This is a genomic window from Mesorhizobium sp. BR1-1-15 (assembly GCF_020165475.1).
In the GTDB taxonomy this organism is placed as follows: Bacteria; Pseudomonadota; Alphaproteobacteria; order Rhizobiales; family Rhizobiaceae; genus Mesorhizobium.
This window is the reverse complement of record NZ_JAIUIF010000019.1, coordinates 73,403-89,272: the sequence shown is the minus strand read 5'-3', so window position 1 is coordinate 89,272 and position 15,870 is coordinate 73,403. Positions and strand designations below refer to the sequence as shown.

Annotated in this window: 15 protein-coding genes; 8 read left to right on the top strand and 7 right to left on the bottom strand. The window is 63.1% G+C overall.

Annotated features, from left to right (window positions below; all coding sequences use genetic code 11):
* Positions 1–144: 144 nt before the first annotated feature.
* Together LB541_RS25230 and LB541_RS25225 are read right to left on the bottom strand one after the other, a co-directional pair.
* Positions 145–1,062 carry a pseudouridine-5'-phosphate glycosidase gene (locus LB541_RS25230; RefSeq protein ID WP_140518331.1) on the bottom strand — a complete coding sequence of 306 codons (918 nt, stop codon included), beginning with the start codon at positions 1,060–1,062 and terminating at the stop codon, positions 145–147.
* 46 nt (positions 1,063–1,108) lie between these two features.
* On the bottom strand, positions 1,109–2,053 hold the full coding sequence (locus LB541_RS25225) for a carbohydrate kinase family protein (protein ID WP_140518330.1): 945 nt from the start codon (positions 2,051–2,053) through the stop codon (positions 1,109–1,111).
* A gap of 282 nt (positions 2,054–2,335) precedes the next feature.
* On the opposite strand from LB541_RS25225, the gene recA reads away from it, so the two are divergent.
* Together recA and alaS are read left to right on the top strand one after the other, a co-directional pair.
* A complete protein-coding gene (gene recA / locus LB541_RS25220) occupies positions 2,336–3,433 on the top strand; it encodes a recombinase RecA (RefSeq protein WP_010909075.1) in 1,098 nt (365 codons plus the stop codon).
* A 302-nt stretch (positions 3,434–3,735) separates the two neighbouring features.
* A complete protein-coding gene (alaS, locus tag LB541_RS25215; protein ID WP_140666933.1) occupies positions 3,736–6,402 on the top strand; it encodes an alanine--tRNA ligase in 2,667 nt (888 codons plus the stop codon).
* A gap of 150 nt (positions 6,403–6,552) precedes the next feature.
* Here alaS and LB541_RS25210 read toward each other — a convergent pair whose 3' ends face one another.
* Complete coding sequence (locus LB541_RS25210) at positions 6,553–7,179, bottom strand: glutathione S-transferase family protein (RefSeq protein ID WP_140762399.1); 627 nt, start codon at positions 7,177–7,179, stop codon at positions 6,553–6,555.
* An 87-nt stretch (positions 7,180–7,266) separates the two neighbouring features.
* Positions 7,267–8,478: an NADP-dependent isocitrate dehydrogenase gene (locus LB541_RS25205; protein WP_140493857.1), complete on the bottom strand. Its 1,212-nt coding sequence runs from the start codon at positions 8,476–8,478 to the stop codon at positions 7,267–7,269.
* 213 nt (positions 8,479–8,691) lie between these two features.
* Between LB541_RS25205 and LB541_RS25200 the strand changes: the two genes are divergently transcribed.
* The 3 genes from LB541_RS25200 to LB541_RS25190 are packed head-to-tail and all read left to right on the top strand — an operon-like array spanning position 8,692 to position 10,641.
* Positions 8,692–9,615, top strand: a complete 924-nt coding sequence (locus LB541_RS25200) for an RNA methyltransferase (protein ID WP_140493855.1) — start codon at positions 8,692–8,694, stop codon at positions 9,613–9,615.
* Complete coding sequence (gene murI / locus LB541_RS25195; RefSeq protein ID WP_224619857.1) at positions 9,608–10,396, top strand: glutamate racemase; 789 nt, start codon at positions 9,608–9,610, stop codon at positions 10,394–10,396. The genes LB541_RS25200 and murI overlap by 8 nt, the downstream gene beginning before the upstream one ends.
* A 59-nt stretch (positions 10,397–10,455) precedes the next feature.
* Positions 10,456–10,641 carry a DUF3008 family protein gene (locus tag LB541_RS25190; protein ID WP_224619856.1) on the top strand — a complete coding sequence of 62 codons (186 nt, stop codon included), beginning with the start codon at positions 10,456–10,458 and terminating at the stop codon, positions 10,639–10,641.
* 188 nt (positions 10,642–10,829) lie between these two features.
* On the opposite strand, the gene LB541_RS25185 is transcribed toward LB541_RS25190, so the two are convergent.
* On the bottom strand, positions 10,830–11,036 hold the full coding sequence (locus LB541_RS25185; RefSeq protein ID WP_140518326.1) for a hypothetical protein: 207 nt from the start codon (positions 11,034–11,036) through the stop codon (positions 10,830–10,832).
* A gap of 482 nt (positions 11,037–11,518) precedes the next feature.
* Here LB541_RS25185 and rpsD point away from each other — a divergent pair, with 482 nt between their 5' ends.
* From rpsD to LB541_RS25170, 3 genes are all read left to right on the top strand, one after another.
* Positions 11,519–12,136, top strand: a complete 618-nt coding sequence (gene rpsD / locus LB541_RS25180) for a 30S ribosomal protein S4 (RefSeq protein WP_140493847.1) — start codon at positions 11,519–11,521, stop codon at positions 12,134–12,136.
* 129 nt (positions 12,137–12,265) lie between these two features.
* Positions 12,266–13,159: a tRNA 2-thiocytidine(32) synthetase TtcA gene (gene ttcA / locus LB541_RS25175; RefSeq protein WP_140493845.1), complete on the top strand. Its 894-nt coding sequence runs from the start codon at positions 12,266–12,268 to the stop codon at positions 13,157–13,159.
* Positions 13,149–13,976 (top strand): inositol monophosphatase family protein, encoded by an 828-nt coding sequence (locus tag LB541_RS25170; RefSeq protein WP_140522050.1) that lies wholly within the window; start codon positions 13,149–13,151, stop codon positions 13,974–13,976. The genes ttcA and LB541_RS25170 overlap by 11 nt, the downstream gene beginning before the upstream one ends.
* Before the next feature lie 47 nt (positions 13,977–14,023).
* On the opposite strand, the gene LB541_RS25165 is transcribed toward LB541_RS25170, so the two are convergent.
* Both LB541_RS25165 and grxD read right to left on the bottom strand, forming a co-directional pair.
* The gene (locus LB541_RS25165; protein WP_140493841.1) at positions 14,024–15,292 is read right to left on the bottom strand and encodes a multidrug effflux MFS transporter; all 1,269 of its coding nucleotides are present in this window, start codon (positions 15,290–15,292) and stop codon (positions 14,024–14,026) included.
* Between the two features lie 140 nt (positions 15,293–15,432).
* Positions 15,433–15,768, bottom strand: a complete 336-nt coding sequence (gene grxD, locus LB541_RS25160) for a Grx4 family monothiol glutaredoxin (protein WP_013532137.1) — start codon at positions 15,766–15,768, stop codon at positions 15,433–15,435.
* Between the last annotated feature and the right edge of the window lie 102 nt (positions 15,769–15,870).

Here is a 15,870-nt window from a genome sequence, read left to right as displayed (position 1 = left end):
CGGCGGGCGGGAAAATAACGCTAGGACCTCGGGGCGATGAGGCAGTGCAGACTTTTTCGGAGACGTCCAGCAGGACAGAGGAGGGCGTGACGGAACTCGGTGGTCGCGAGTAGCCGTGGTGCCGCCGCTCGTATTTCCGGCGTCCTACAGCGCCCCGGCAATTCGCGCTGCCAGCCGAGCATTGTTTTCGACCAGCGCGATGTTGGTCTTCAGGCTCCGGCCGCCGGTGAGTTCGAGGATTTTGGAGAGCAGGAACGGCGTCACCGCCTTGCCGGTAACGTTGAGCGCCTCGGCGGCCTTCTGGGCGGCCTCGATGTAGCCGGCCATCTCGCCGGCCGGGATTTCGTGATCCTCCGGCACCGGATTGGCGATCAGCATGCCGCCGCTCAGGCCCAGCGCCTGTCGCGTCTTGTAAAAATGCGCGATCTCTTCCGGCGCGTGCAAGGTCAGCGGCGCGCGGAACGGCGACTGCCGCGACCAGAAGGCCGGCATGGTCTCGCAGCCATGGCCGATCACGGGCACGCCGCGGGTCTCCAGCACCTCCAGCGTCTTTTCGATGTCGAGGATGGCCTTGGCCCCAGCCGAGACGACGATGACGGGCGTGCGCGCCAGCTCATCGAGGTCGGCGGAAATGTCGAAGCTTTTTTCGGCGCCCTTGTGCACGCCGCCGATGCCGCCGGTGGCGAACACCTTTATCCCAACCATATGCGCGGCGATCATTGTGGCGGCAACCGTGGTGCCGCCGGTGCGCCCTTGCGCGACGGCGAAGCCGAGATCTGCGCGCGAGAGCTTCATGGCGTCGCCGGTCATGGCGAGCGATTCGCGTTCTCCGTCGGAGAGGCCGATCTTGATGCGGCCCGCCACCACGGCGATCGTCGCCGGCACCGCGCCGCCGTCCGCAATGATCCTTTCCACGTCGGCCGCCATGGCGCCATTGTCGGGGTAGGGCATGCCGTGGGTTATGATGGTGCTTTCCAGCGCCACCACGGGCTTCCCGGCGGCCAAGGCTTGCGCCACCGGCGCGTGGACATCGATGAAGGCGCGGGCGGTGTCTGGGGTCATCTGGATCTCCAATCCGAAGTGCGGCGCATCCTTTCGGATGCCGGTCTCATGCCATTTTCTGCTCTTCGGGCACAAGAGCCAGCGCTTGCGCGAAAGTCGCCGTGGTGAAATCGGGAACGGCGCTCGCGCTTTCAATAGCCAGCGTCGCGGCGGCGACGCCCTCGCGCAACGCCGCGCGCAAGGGCATGCCGCGCAGTAGGGCGGCGACCGTCGCGCCGGCAAGCGCATCGCCGGCGCCGGTGACGTCCACGACCTTTCTTGGAGGGGGCGGGACGACGGCAAAGCTGCCGTCGCGGTCGAAGCCCAGCACCGGGCCGCCGCCCGCCGTGACCACCGCGCTGTCGAGGCCGGCGCTTCTCAGCCCGTCGAGGATAGTTTTTTGAGAGGCGGCATCGTCAAGTCCGGCAAGCGCCACCGCCTCGCGCCTGTTCATGAAGGCGACGGCCAGGCCGCCGAGCACCGGTGTCAAGCGCACGACCTTGGCCGGTGAAATGGCAATGGCGAACACGGGCTTGCCGGCGGCAAGCGACACCAGCCGCTCCAGAGCCGCCGATGGCAGATTGGCGTCGCACAGGACGGCATCTGCGGCGGCGATCTCCTCCCTCACCCTGGAGCGGCGGATCTGCTTTGCAAATGCCAGTTCATAAAGCGCCATGTCGGCAAAGCCGACGAGCAGTTCGCCCTCGCGGTCGATGAGCGCCGTATAGCTCGGCGTCGTGCGGTCGAGGAACACCGCGGACAGGTCGGCAATGCCTGCTTCGGCGATGGCGCGCGAAACCGTGTCGGCGGCGGCATCACCGCCGCGCACCGACAGCAACGAGCCCGAGACGCCTCGCCGCACCGTGCTGCGCAATGCGTTGAAGACGCCGCCGCCAACGTCCTCGCGCATCGTGCCCGGGTTGGAGGCAGCCGGCACGTAAGCGCCGGACACCTGGCCGCGCCTGTCGATATGGGCGCCGCCCACCGCCAGGACTCTTGGAGATCTCACCATGCGCCGATATGACCTTTGTTGGCGGTCACGCACAAGCGCCATGCTGTGCGACGGAGCTTCGCAGGCAACAACCAGCGATTCGTGAGATCGGCACGGCGAACCAGCCTGGCCCAATATTCGGACCATGTTGGAGCCGAATCGTGAGACAAAAAAAGAACAAATCAGGATGTTGCTTATTTTTCAGATGCTTGATCCCTCTTGCCAAATGAGAACAAAAAAGGTACAAATAACCAATGATTACGGATTGTCCGGCCTTCATTGACGACTACGGGGTGATGTATCATGGCTCAGAACAGCTTGCGGCTTGTAGAGGATAAGGCAGTGGACAAATCAAAGGCTCTGGATGCGGCGCTGTCGCAAATCGAGCGGGCTTTCGGCAAGGGCTCGATCATGCGGCTCGGCGCGAACGAGCAGGTCGTCGAGATCGAAACCGTGCCAACCGGCTCGCTCGGCCTCGACATCGCGCTTGGCGTCGGCGGCCTGCCGCGCGGCCGCATCATCGAGATCTACGGGCCGGAAAGCTCGGGTAAGACGACGCTGGCGCTGCACACGGTGGCGGAAGCCCAGAAGAAGGGCGGCATCTGCGCCTTCGTCGATGCCGAGCATGCGCTCGATCCGGTCTATGCCCGCAAGCTCGGCGTCGATCTCGAAAACCTCCTGATCTCGCAGCCTGACACTGGCGAGCAGGCGCTTGAGATCTGCGATACGCTGGTGCGCTCCGGCGCCATCGATGTGCTGGTGGTCGATTCGGTCGCGGCGCTGACGCCGCGCGCCGAAATCGAGGGCGAGATGGGCGATTCGCTGCCCGGCCTGCAGGCCCGCCTGATGAGCCAGGCGCTGCGCAAGCTGACCGCCTCGATCTCGCGCTCCAACACCATGGTCATCTTCATCAACCAGATCCGCATGAAGATCGGCGTCATGTTCGGCTCGCCCGAAACCACCACCGGCGGCAATGCGCTGAAATTCTACGCCTCGGTGCGTCTCGATATCCGCCGCATCGGCTCGGTCAAGGACCGCGACGAGGTCGTCGGCAACCAGACCCGCGTCAAGGTGGTCAAGAACAAGCTGGCGCCGCCCTTCAAGGTGGTCGAGTTCGACATCATGTACGGCGAAGGCGTGTCGAAGACCGGCGAGCTGGTCGATCTCGGCGTCAAGGCGGGCGTGGTCGAGAAATCGGGCGCCTGGTTCTCCTACAATTCGCAGCGTCTCGGCCAGGGCCGCGAGAACGCGAAGCTGTTCCTGCGCGACAATCCCGATACGGCGCGCGAGATCGAACTTGCGCTCAGGCAGAACGCCGGACTGATCGCCGAAAAATTCCTCGAGAATGGCGGCTCCGAAGGTGGCGATGATGGCTTCGAGGATGAAGCCGGCGCGATGTAAGCGCTCGTCGGCACGATCTAGCGTTCGCTGGCGCGATCTAGCGTTCGGTTTGCGGCCCGAGTTCGGCCATAATCCCGGTTCATCAATTTGAGCTTATGTAATCGAGTTCTGTAGTATTGCGTTTCGAACCGCCGGCCCCGTGCCGGCGGTTTGCGTTTTGAGCGGCTGGCGAACCGCGAATTGGCCAGCTTGCGTGTTTCTGGACAGGGTGCCAAGCGGCGGCTAAAAGGCCAGCTCCATCTTCTAAAGCAGAGCCCATTTCCGCCGGTCCGGCCGGCGGCTCTCTCGAAAAGGCAGCATTCATGAGTGGCGTGAACGAGATCCGGTCGACATTTCTCGACTATTTCCGCAAGGAGGGTCACGAGGTCGTGGCGTCGAGCCCGCTTGTGCCGCGCAACGATCCGACGCTGATGTTCACCAATGCCGGCATGGTGCAGTTCAAGAACGTCTTCACCGGCCTGGAGAAGCGGCCCTATTCGCGTGCCACGACCGCCCAGAAAAGCGTTCGCGCCGGCGGCAAGCACAACGACCTCGACAATGTCGGCTACACCGCGCGCCACCTGACCTTCTTCGAGATGCTCGGCAATTTCTCCTTCGGCGACTATTTCAAGGAGCGCGCCATCGAGTTAGCCTGGAACCTCATTACCAGGGAGTTCGGGCTTAAGAAGGACAAGCTGCTCGTCACCGTCTACCACACCGACGACGAGGCGGCCGGCTTCTGGAAGAAGATCGCCGGCTTTTCCGATGATCGCATCATTCGCATCCCGACCTCCGACAATTTCTGGGCGATGGGCGACACCGGGCCATGCGGGCCATGCTCGGAAATCTTCATCGACCGTGGCGAGCACATCTGGGGCGGCCCGCCCGGCACCCCGGAGGAGGATGGCGACCGGTTCCTGGAATTCTGGAACCTGGTGTTCATGCAGTACGAGCAGGTGACGAAGGACGAGCGGATCGACCTGCCGCGCCCGTCGATCGACACCGGCATGGGCCTGGAGCGCATGGCCTCCATCCTGCAAGGCGTGGAAAGCGTCTTTGAGACCGATCTGTTTCGGCACTTGATCGATGCGGCGTCGTCCGCGCTCGGTCGCGGTCCCGACGCCGAGACCGTCGCATCCTATCGCGTCATAGCCGATCACCTGCGCTCGTCGTCGTTCCTGGTCGCAGACGGCGTGCTGCCATCGAATGAAGGCCGCGGCTATGTGCTGCGCCGCATCATGCGCCGCGCCATGCGCCATGCACAGCTGCTCGGTGCGAACGAGCCGCTGGTGTGGAAGCTGGTGCCGGCGCTGGTTCGCGAGATGGGTCAGGCCTATCCGGAACTGGTGCGCGGCGAACAGCTGATCACCGAGACGCTGAAGCTTGAGGAGACCAGGTTCCGCAAGACACTGGTGCGTGGCCTCGGTTTGCTGTCGGAGGCGACGGAAAAGCTCGGCGCCGGCGACATGCTGGACGGCGAGACGGCCTTCAAGCTTTACGACACCTATGGCTTCCCGCTCGACCTGACGCAGGATGCGCTGCGCCAGCGCAACATCTCGGTCGATCTTGCCGGCTTCACCAATGCGATGGAGCAGCAGAAGGCCGAGGCGCGTAAGCACTGGGCAGGTTCCGGCGAGGCGGCGACGGAAGCGGTCTGGTTCCCGGTGCGCGAAAAAGCCGGTGCCACCGAATTCCTCGGCTACGAGACCGAGCAGGCGGAAGGCATCATCCAGGCGGTTGTCCGCGACGGCAAGACCGTCGACAGCGCCGGCAAGGGCGAAGCGGTAGCCGTGGTCGTCAACCAGACGCCGTTCTATGCCGAATCCGGCGGCCAGATGGGCGACACCGGAACCATTTCAGGCGAAGGCTTCTCGATCGAGATTTCCGATACGCAGAAGAAGGCCGACGGGCTGTTCGTGCATCTCGGCAAGGTGGTCAGCGGCACTGCCAGGACGGGTGCCGCCGTCGAGCTGAAGGTTGACCATGCGAGGCGCTCCAGGCTGCGCGCGAACCATTCCGCGACGCATCTGATCCATGAGGCGCTGCGCGAGGTGCTGGGCACCCATGTGGCACAGAAGGGCTCGCTGGTCGCGCCCGAGCGCCTGCGCTTCGACATCTCGCACAACAAGCCCATCTCGCCCTCGGAACTCGAGGAGGTCGAGCGCATGGCCAATGAGATCGTGGTGCAGAACAGCCCGGTGATCACGCGCCTGATGTCGGTCGACGATGCCATTGCCGAAGGCGCCATGGCGCTGTTCGGCGAGAAATACGGCGATGAGGTGCGCGTCGTGTCGATGGGCACGGGCCTACATGGCGCCAAGGCCAACCGCCCCTATTCGGTCGAGCTTTGCGGCGGCACGCATGTCAGGGCAACCGGTGACATCGGCCTGGTGCGCGTCGTGTCCGACAGCGCCGTCGCCGCAGGCGTGCGCCGCATCGAGGCGCTGACGGGCGAGGCCGCGCGCAAGCATCTCGACGAACAGGACCGGCGGCTGAAGGCGGCCGCGGCAACACTGAAAATCTCGCCGGCCGACGTGCCGGCGCGTGTTGAAGCCCTGCTCGAAGAGCGCAAGAAGCTCGAGAAGGAGCTCACCGAAGCGCGCAAGAAGCTGGCGCTGGGCGGCGGGTCGCCCGCTGACGCGCCGGCCGCCAACGAGACCGTCGCGGGCGTCGGCTTCCTCGGCAAGTCGGTTTCCGGTGTCTCGCCGAAGGATCTGAAGCCGCTCGCCGATGCCGGCAAAAGCTCGCTCGGCTCCGGCGTGGTCGTGTTTGTCGGTGCGGGCGAGGACAACAAGGCGAGCGTCGTGGTCGCTGTCACCGATGATCTCGTCGGCCGCTTCAGCGCCGTCGACCTGGTGCGCGTCGCCTCCGCGGTACTCGGCGGGCAGGGCGGCGGCGGCCGGCCCGACATGGCGCAGGCCGGTGGCCCCGATGCCTCGAAGGCCGACGACGCGATTGCTGCGGTGAGGGCGGCGCTGGAGGCGGCGTGATTCATTGCAGAATTGGGGGGCAACGCTCCAGGCCGGTTGCTTCCCTTCGAGGTCGCGCGGCCCCTCATGATGGGCGGCGCGACATCAATGATCGGTTATCCGCGAAATCGTTGACCTGAATCGAATATCGCTGCGCTGCGCTGTCGCAGATCAGCCGGCCTTTTCAGTCCTGGCAAAGCTTGCCTGTTTAGCAATACAATCCCACCAGTCCTGTATGTCGGCAAAGCGAGCCAGCAGTTTGCGCCCTTCCGCCACCTTGACGAAATAGCCGACGATCGGTGCCGCATGCAGGTCGGCGAGCGTCAGTTGATTGCCGAGCAACCACGGCCCCGGGGATCTCAATGATGAGAGCACCTGAAGGACCGTTCCTGCTTGTCGTAATCCGCTGACAATCAGCGCTTCGTCAGGCGACGCCTTCTCCAGCCGCTCCACGGCGACGTCCCAGACCATGGCCCGATAGCCATAAGCGTCGAGCATGCCGATGATCTGGTTCATCCGCGCGCGGCCGCGCGGATCGTTCGGCTGCAAGGGCGGTCCGTCGAAAGCTTCATCAACATAGCGCGTGATCGCGCTGGCCTCGAACAGGCGAAAACCGTCATGCTCGAAGGCCGGGATGCGGCCGAACGGGTGGTGCTCGAAATACCAGCCGGGGATGCCCTCGGCGGCGAACACATCGACCGGCACAAGCTCGTAGTCGACGCCCTTCTCCTCCAGCGCCATGCGCGCTATGCGCACGTAAACGCTGTAGTCGGCGCCGTAGAGGACCGGTTTGGCCATGTTGCCAGTCCTTTGCTTTCGATTTTCGTTGGCCCAAAAAAGCGAAGGCTCCTTCCGGAGCCTTCGGCATGTTGAACCCGCGGGTGCTTACGCCATCGCCTTCTGCAAATTCTCGTCGATCTTGTCCAGGAAACCAGTGGTCGAAAGCCAGGGCTGGTCGGGGCCGATCAGCAGCGACAGGTCCTTGGTCATGAAGCCGGATTCGACGGTCTGGATGCAGACCTTTTCGAGTGTCTCCGCGAAGCGTTTCAATTCAGCATTGTCGTCGAGCTTGGCGCGATGGGCGAGGCCCCGGGTCCAGGCGAAGATCGAGGCGATCGAATTGGTGGAGGTTTCCTCGCCCTTCTGGTGCTGGCGATAGTGGCGCGTGACGGTGCCGTGCGCGGCTTCCGCTTCCACCGTCTTGCCGTCCGGCGTCATCAGCACCGAGGTCATCAGGCCAAGCGAGCCGAAACCCTGCGCCACCGTGTCGGACTGTACGTCGCCGTCATAGTTCTTGCAGGCCCAGACATAGCCGCCCGACCATTTCAGGCTGGAGGCCACCATGTCGTCGATCAGGCGGTGCTCGTACCACAGCTTCTTGGACTTGAACTCGGCCTCGAACTCAGCCTCGTAGACCTCCTGGAAAATATCCTTGAAGCGGCCGTCATAGGCCTTGAGGATGGTGTTCTTGGTCGAGAGATAGACCGGGTAGTTGCGCAGCAGGCCGTAGTTCAGCGAAGCGCGGGCGAATTCGCGGATCGACTCGTCGAGATTGTACATGGCCATGGCGACGCCGGCGCCGGGCGCGTCGAACACGTCGTGCTCGATCACCTGGCCATCCTCGCCGACGAACTTGATCGTCAGCTTGCCCTTGCCGGGAAAACGGAAATCGGTGGCGCGGTACTGGTCGCCATAGGCGTGGCGGCCGACGATGATCGGCTTGGTCCAGCCGGGCACCAGCCGCGGCACGTTCTTCATGATGATCGGCTCGCGGAAGATGGTGCCGCCGAGAATGTTGCGGATGGTGCCGTTCGGCGACTTCCACATCTTCTTCAGCTTGAATTCCTCGACGCGCTGCTCGTCGGGCGTGATGGTCGCGCATTTCACGCCGACGCCGTATTTTTTGATGGCGTTGGCCGAATCGACGGTCACCTGGTCGTTGGTGGCGTCGCGATGCTCGATGCCGAGGTCGTAATATTCAAGCTTGAGGTCGAGATAAGGGTGGATCAGCTTGTCCTTGATGAACTGCCAGATGATGCGGGTCATCTCGTCGCCGTCGAGTTCGACGACCGGGTTCGCCACCTTGATCTTCGCCATGGAAAGAATGCCTCGTTGCTGGGAAATGGGACGGCCTTGCCCGCGTGGCGTTCGGCCGGGGATGCGCCCCTATATCAAAGCGTTTTTGGCCGCGCAAACGACGATCGGTCACGAAAGCGAAGCGATCGCCCCGCCATTTGCGAATGGTTCATTTTCGCGGCCGAATATGGCAGGGGACGCTGAAATGCCGCAAACAGCAGTTCATTGACAATCATGCCCGTCACCAAAGATTCCGATACCGCTTCAGTCGCCAGCCCCGCCATCATTCTCGTGGAGCCGCAGCTCGGCGAGAATATCGGCATGGTTGCGCGCGCCATGGCCAATTTCGGCCTGGTCGAACTTCGCCTCGTCAACCCGCGCGACGGCTGGCCGAACGAGAAGGCGCGGGCGGCGGCCAGCCGCGCCGACCATGTCATCGACGCCGTCAAGGTTTTCGACGATCTCGCCACGGCGATGGCCGACCTGAATTTCGTTTTCGCGACCACCGCAAGGCAACGCGACGGCTTCAAGCCCGTGCGCGGGCCGGTCGAGGCGGGCAGGGTGCTCCGGGCTCGCCATGGCATGGGTCAGCGAACCGGCATCCTGTTCGGCCGCGAGCGTTTCGGCCTCTATAATGACGAGGTTGGCCTCGCCGACGAGATCGTCACTTTTCCGGTCGATCCCGATTTTTCCTCGCTCAACATCGCCCAGGCCGCGCTTCTCATGTCCTACGAGTGGATGAAATCCGGCCTCGAGGACGAGACCAAGACCAACTTTACGGGTCCGGACATGAAGCCGGCCAGCAAGGAAGAACTGCACGGCCTGTTCGCCTATCTCGAAGGCGCACTCGAAGCGCGCGGCTATTTCCGGCCGGCGCCGAAGAAGCCGAAGATGGTTGACAATCTGCGCGCCGTATTGACCCGGGCGGGATTTGCCGAGCCGGAGCTCAAGGTGCTGCGCGGCATCATCTCGTCGCTGGACAGGTTCTCGCCGGCGATGCCGCGCGGCGACGGCTCTCCGGGAGATGATCCAAGGCGGCTTCCGGCAGCGGCGCGCGCCGGCGGTCCCGGCCGCAAGACCAATGCGGATCGTCAGGTGGCCGATGACGACGACAACGCCGCGCCGCCGCTCGGCGGCAAGGGAACCGACAATGACTGATCAGCCGATCCTGATGTTCGATTCCGGCATTGGCGGGCTGACTGTGCTGCGCGAGGCGCGCGTGCTGATGCCCGACCGCCGCTTCGTCTACATCGCCGACGATGCCGCCTTCCCCTTTGGCGCCTGGGAGGAACCGGCGCTGCGGGTCCATATTCTCGACCTGTTCGGCAAATTGCTCGACCGGTTCGCCCCGGCCATCTCGGTCATCGCCTGCAACACCGCCTCGACGCTGGTGATCGATGCGTTGCGCGAGAGATTTCCCGGCCATCCCTTTGTCGGCACCGTGCCTGCGATCAAGCCGGCGGCGGAGCGTACCCGCTCCGGCCTCGTCTCCGTGCTGGCGACGCCGGGCACGGTGAAACGGCAATACACGCGCGACCTGATCAGCAAATGGGCGCAGAAGTGCCATGTCCGGCTGGTCGGTAGCGACCGCCTGGCGGGGCTGGCCGAAGCCTATATGCGCGAAGGGTTCGTCGACGAGGAAGCCGTGCGCGCCGAGATCTCCCCGTGTTTCATCGAGCGCGATGGCATGCGCACCGACATCGCCGTGCTCGCCTGTACGCACTATCCTTTTCTGGTTAACCGCATGCGCAAGACCGCACCCTGGCCGGTCGACTGGATCGATCCTGCCGAAGCGATCGCCCGGCGGGCGATGTCGCTGCTGTCGCCGGTCAATGGGCTGTTGCCGCATGGTGAGCCGGACATCGCGGTCTTCACGTCCGGCAAGGCGGATTTTGCCACCAGCCGTTTGATGCAGGGCTTTGGACTGGCGGTCGCCTGATTTCCGGAACATTGGCGAGGCCGTTTCGTTTTCTCCCAGGCAATGAAGGGAGAAAAACCATGCCTGCCACCTCGAAAGCCCAGCAGAAGGCCGCCGGCGCCGCATTGTCGGCCAAGCGCGGCGAGACCAAGAAGAGAGAGCTCAAAGGCGCTTCCAAAGGGATGTACGAATCCATGAGCGAAAAGCAGCTCGAGGAATTCGCCGAAACCAAGCGCAAGGATCTGCCGGAGAAAAAGAAGCACTGAGGGAAGCGCTATTTGGCAACGACCTTCTTGAAGGGTTCGTCCAATGGCAAGAAATAGGCCGGCGACGGGGTCGCAGGCCTTGATGTTATTGTCGGGTCAATGGCCGACGTAATCAGCGCCAGTGGCGGCTGTTAGCGCCAGTGGCAGCTGTTAGCGCCAGTGGCAGCTGTTAGCGCCAGTGGCAGCTGTTAGCGCCAGTGGCAGCGTCGCACTTTTTGGCGAATGACATGGCGGTGACCATGGCGCCAGACGACGCGCTTCTTGACCACGATCCGGCATACCTGATGAGGCCGGTGACCTTGCCAATGCCTTGCCATCGCCGGCTCCGGCGTGATGACGGCCATCGATCCGGCCAACACCGTCGCACCAGTCAGGCTTAGAAAGAACTTCTTCATCCGAATTCAGGCTCCTCTGCTCAAGTCCCTTCCTGGAGCGGTTCAGCTTCGGGGAATCGCCGCCCCGCTCCGGTTTTTTACACAATCCCGGGTAGAAACCGCTAGCGCTTTCCGGGAATTGTTCCAATACCGCGGGCGCGACAACCTCCCGCCGGATGCGACACCGCATTGAACAACAACACTGAAAATCGTAGATGGTCGCGGGGCGGCGCCAGTTGGAACCTTGACAGCGGTTAAATCTCTGTTTAACAGCGCTCCCAACACCGGGCCGCAACGCCCGGTGGTTTGTTTTGCATGCGCAAGACCTCGACGGAAGCCAGTCTGTTTTCCAAGGTCTTGTTTGAACTGACGTGTCCCGTGGGTTTTTCGCCGCGTTGCGTGGAAAAACCCTGTCAGGTCTCGAAAACGGAGGCCAGAGGAGGGCGCGTTTCCTTCACCCGGACCATGAGGCTCCGGGTTATGTTGTTTTGAAAGGGAATGCGATGAGCAAGCGCGAATCCGCGAAGTACAAGATCGACCGCCGTCTCGGCGAAAACATCTGGGGCCGCCCGAAGTCCCCGGTCAACAAGCGTGAATACGGCCCCGGCCAGCACGGCCAGCGCCGCAAGGGCAAGCTTTCCGATTTCGGCCTGCAGCTGCGCGCCAAGCAGAAGCTGAAAGGCCACTATGGCGACGTTTCGGAAAAGCAGTTCCGCAAGGTCTATGAAGAGGCCGATCGCCGCAAGGGCGACACCTCGGAGAACCTGATCGGCCTGCTCGAGTCGCGTCTGGACGCGGTCGTCTATCGCGCCAAGTTCGTTCCGACCATTTTCGCCGCCCGCCAGTTCGTCAACCACGGCCACGTCAACGTCAACGGCAAGCGCGTCAACATCGGCTCGTACCGCTGCAAGCCGGGCGACGTCGTCGAAGTGCGTGAAAAGTCGAAGCAGCTGGTGATCGTCCTGGAATCGGTCGGCCTCGCCGAGCGCGACGTGCCGGACTACATCGAAGCCGATCACAACAAGATGACCGCGACCTTCTCGCGCATCCCGGGCCTGGCGGACGTTCCGTTCGCCGTCCAGATGGAACCGAACCTCGTCGTCGAATTCTATTCGCGTTAAGCGAAGGCTTTTTGCGAGACCGGAAGGGGCCGCCCATCGAGGCGGCCTTTTCTTTGTCGGCCATGTCCGCTAATCCGGGCGGCAACGAAGCTCCGAACGTTCGTTGCTCCAGGATTTGGAACCGACGCCATGAACATGCTGCCAGACGCTCAATCGCTTGAGCAGGCCGCCGACATCGAAGGCGGTTTTCACCCGCTGTTCGCCGATGTGCCGTCTTCGGTCGAGTTCAACAAATTGCGCAAGCGGCTGCTGCGGCTGACCCGCCAGGCGATCGAGGATTTTTCGATGGTCAGGCCAGGCGAGCGCTGGCTGGTGGCCCTGTCGGGCGGCAAGGATTCCTACGGCCTGCTTGCCATGCTGCTGGACCTCAAATGGCGCGGCCTGCTGCCGGTGGAGCTGCTGGCCTGCAATCTCGACCAGGGCCAGCCGAACTTTCCCAAGCACATCCTGCCCGATTACCTCAATGCCCACGGCATTGCACACCGCATCGAATACCAGGACACCTACTCCGTCGTCACCGACAAGCTGCCGCAGGGCAGCACCTATTGCTCGCTCTGTTCACGCCTGCGGCGTGGTCATCTCTATCGCGTAGCCCGAGAGGAGGGGTGCTCGGCGCTGGTGCTCGGCCATCATCGCGAGGACATTCTCGAAACCTTCTTCATGAACCTGTTCCACGGCGGCCGTCTCGCCGCCATGCCGCCAAAGCTGCTCAACGACGAGGGCGACGTCATGGTGCTGCGGCCGCTGAGCTATTGCGCCGAAATCGATCTGGAAAAGCTCGCCGCGGCGATGCGGTTCCCGATCATCCCTTGCGATCTCTGCGGCAGCCAGGAAGGTCTCCAGCGCAACGCGATGAAGGCCATGCTTGACGATATCGAAAAGCGCATGCCCGGGCGCAAGGACACGATGCTGCGTGCGTTGTCCAACACCAGGCCGTCGCATCTGCTCGACAGGAAACTATTCGATTTCGCCGCCCTCGATGAAACGCTCTCCAGCAGGCAAGACATTTCCGATGACATTTGACGATACCGCGATCGACTGGCTGGCCAGCACCCTGGCCGAAGCAGCCGAAGCCGAAATCATGCCGCGCTTTCGCCGGTTGGGCGGCGGCGACGTCCGCCAGAAGACGTCGGCCGCCGACCTGGTGACGGAAGCCGACGTCAGTGCCGAGCGGCTGATCACCGCCAAGCTGCGTGAGCGCTACCCAACGGCCATGATTGTCGGCGAGGAAGCCTGTTCCGACAATCCGGCGCTGCTCGACGGTCTTGGCGATGCCGATCTGGCTTTCACCATCGACCCGGTGGACGGCACTTTCAATTTCGCTTCCGGCGTGCCGTTGTTCGGCGTCATGCTGGGTGTCGTGGTCCGGGGTGAGACCGTCGCAGGCATCATCCACGATCCGGTCGGCAAGGACTGGCTGATCGGCGCCAGGGGCGCCGGCAGCCATATCAGGCACGCGCATGGCAACCTGGAAAAAGTGCGTGTCGCGGCGCCCGTGCCGATCTCGGGAATGACCGGCTCCGTCTCCTGGCAGTACATGGCCGAACCAGAGCGGTCGCGGCTGGCGCGCAACCAGACGAAAATCCTGTCGCAATTCGCCTATCGCTGCGCCGCGCATGAATATCGCCTGCTGGCCAGCGGCCATGCCCATTTCGTCGTCTACAACAAGCTGATGCCGTGGGACCATCTGCCCGGTGTCCTGATTCATGCCGAGGCCGGCGGCCACGCCGCGCGTTTCGACGCCAGTGCCTACCTACCGTCGCATGTCGGCGGCGGCCTGCTTGTCGCACCCGACCGGGAAAGCTGGCGCGAGTTGCGCAGCGAACTCTGGGCGCAATAGCCGGCTGCCAATTCGATTACCCAGCCGAGCGCCGCAAAGGCGACAATTCAATGCAGATCGGCAATGTGCCCCGAGACGGGTTGATTCTGCGGCTGGAACATCTTGCCGCGTTCGGCGATGAAGATCATCAGCAGGGCTGCGACCGAGACGCTGCAGAAGCCGGCGGCCAATGGCGTCACCGTGCCGTTGAAAGCCTGGCCGATCAGCGTGCCGAGAATGCCGCCGAGAAACGTCTGCATGAAGCCCAGGATGGACGAGGCCGTGCCGGCCAGCTGACCAAGCGGCTCCATAGCCAAGGCATTGAAATTCGCGCCGAGCGCACCGAAAGGGAGCATGGCGCAGGCAAAGAAGGTGACGAACAGCCAGAGCGGCATCTTCATTTCCAGCGAAACGACCAGCCAGGCCAGGCTGATGACCAGAAACAACAGCAGCGCGCTCTGCGACAGGCGGCGCATGCCGATGCGGCCGACAAGACGCGAGTTCAGATAGTTGGAGAAGGCGAGCACGCCGGCAACGCCGGCAAAGATGACCGGAAACAATTCGCCGACATTGAATATGTCGACATAAATCTGCTGCGCCGAGGCGATGAAGCCGAACATGGCGCCGAAGATGAACGTACTGGCGAAGGCATAGCAGATCGCGACGCGGTTGGTCAGCACGATGCGGAACCCGCCGACAATGGCATTGACGGTCAATGGCCGGCGATATTCCGGATGTAGCGTCTCGGGCAGGCGCAGCAGCGACCAGGCCGAGACGACAAGCGCGCCGACGGCCATGGTGACGAAGATCAAATGCCAGGTCGCGAACAGCATGATGAACTGGCCGATGCCGGGAGCAATCACCGGGATCGCCATGAACACCATGAAGATCAGCGACATCACCTCGGCCATGCGCCGGCCATCGAACGTGTCGCGCACGATCGAGACGGCGATGACGCGGGTCGCGGCCGCACCGATGCCTTGCACGGCCCGGCAAAGTAGAAGCGTTTCAAAGCTTGGCGATATGGCGGCCGCGGCGGCCGCCGCCACATAAATGATCAGGCCGGCGACAAGCGGCGCACGGCGCCCGAATCGGTCCGAGAGCGGTCCGAAAAACAGCTGTCCGCCGCCAAAACCCAGAATATAGGCGGTGATGACATATTGCCGGTGGTTTTCGTTCTCGACGCCAAGCGAGGCGCCGATCTGCTGCAGCGCCGGCAGCATGATGTCGATGGCCAACGAATTGAGCGCCATCAGCGCTGCGCACAGCGCGATGAACTCCCAGCGCGGAATGGGCAATTTGCTTGCCGATTGCGGTGCTGACGTCTGCTGGTCCACGGCAAGTCCGATCTCTCAAACGAAAACGCGCCGGTGGCCCGGCGCATTGGCTCGTCCTGGTCCGGGTCCCGGACGCAAAATTGCCGAGGCGGGGCTGCCCCGTGCTCAGGGCATGTCGACGGCGACATGCCCAACCGAAATCAGGCGGCGCCTTTGACGCTCACGCCCTTCTCGACAAGGAATGTCTGCAACTCGCCCGCCTGGAACATTTCGCGCACGATGTCGCAGCCACCGACGAATTCGCCCTTGACGTAGAGCTGAGGGATCGTCGGCCAGTTGGAGTATTCCTTGATGCCCTGGCGCAGCTCGGCCGAATCCAGCACGTTCACGCCTTTGTAGTCGGCGCCGATATAGTCGAGGATCTGGACAACCTGGCCGGAAAATCCGCATTGCGGGAAACCGGGCGTGCCCTTCATGAAAAGCACGACGTCGTTGCCCTTCACCTCGTTGTCAATGTAGTCGTTGATGCCGCTCATGGAATATCCTTTCCCGCCTGTGGGAGTCAGGCTCGAAGCTTTTCCATCAGATAAACCCATAGGTTGCCCGAAACAAGACTTTAGCCGCGTGGTGGCCTGAAT

Bases quoted from the DNA above. Each gene is read 5' to 3' on its own strand.
- LB541_RS25230 (WP_140518331.1), bottom strand. From the start codon at position 1,062: ATGACCCCAGACACCGCCCGCGCCTTCATCGATGTCCACGCGCCGGTG.
- LB541_RS25225 (WP_140518330.1), bottom strand. From the start codon at position 2,053: ATGGTGAGATCTCCAAGAGTCCTGGCGGTGGGCGGCGCCCATATCGAC.
- recA (WP_010909075.1), top strand. From the start codon at position 2,336: ATGGCTCAGAACAGCTTGCGGCTTGTAGAGGATAAGGCAGTGGACAAA.
- alaS (WP_140666933.1), top strand. From the start codon at position 3,736: ATGAGTGGCGTGAACGAGATCCGGTCGACATTTCTCGACTATTTCCGC.
- LB541_RS25210 (WP_140762399.1), bottom strand. From the start codon at position 7,179: ATGGCCAAACCGGTCCTCTACGGCGCCGACTACAGCGTTTACGTGCGC.
- LB541_RS25205 (WP_140493857.1), bottom strand. From the start codon at position 8,478: ATGGCGAAGATCAAGGTGGCGAACCCGGTCGTCGAACTCGACGGCGAC.
- LB541_RS25200 (WP_140493855.1), top strand. From the start codon at position 8,692: ATGCCCGTCACCAAAGATTCCGATACCGCTTCAGTCGCCAGCCCCGCC.
- murI (WP_224619857.1), top strand. From the start codon at position 9,608: ATGACTGATCAGCCGATCCTGATGTTCGATTCCGGCATTGGCGGGCTG.
- LB541_RS25190 (WP_224619856.1), top strand. From the start codon at position 10,456: ATGCCTGCCACCTCGAAAGCCCAGCAGAAGGCCGCCGGCGCCGCATTG.
- LB541_RS25185 (WP_140518326.1), bottom strand. From the start codon at position 11,036: ATGAAGAAGTTCTTTCTAAGCCTGACTGGTGCGACGGTGTTGGCCGGA.
- rpsD (WP_140493847.1), top strand. From the start codon at position 11,519: ATGAGCAAGCGCGAATCCGCGAAGTACAAGATCGACCGCCGTCTCGGC.
- ttcA (WP_140493845.1), top strand. From the start codon at position 12,266: ATGAACATGCTGCCAGACGCTCAATCGCTTGAGCAGGCCGCCGACATC.
- LB541_RS25170 (WP_140522050.1), top strand. From the start codon at position 13,149: ATGACATTTGACGATACCGCGATCGACTGGCTGGCCAGCACCCTGGCC.
- grxD (WP_013532137.1), bottom strand. From the start codon at position 15,768: ATGAGCGGCATCAACGACTACATTGACAACGAGGTGAAGGGCAACGAC.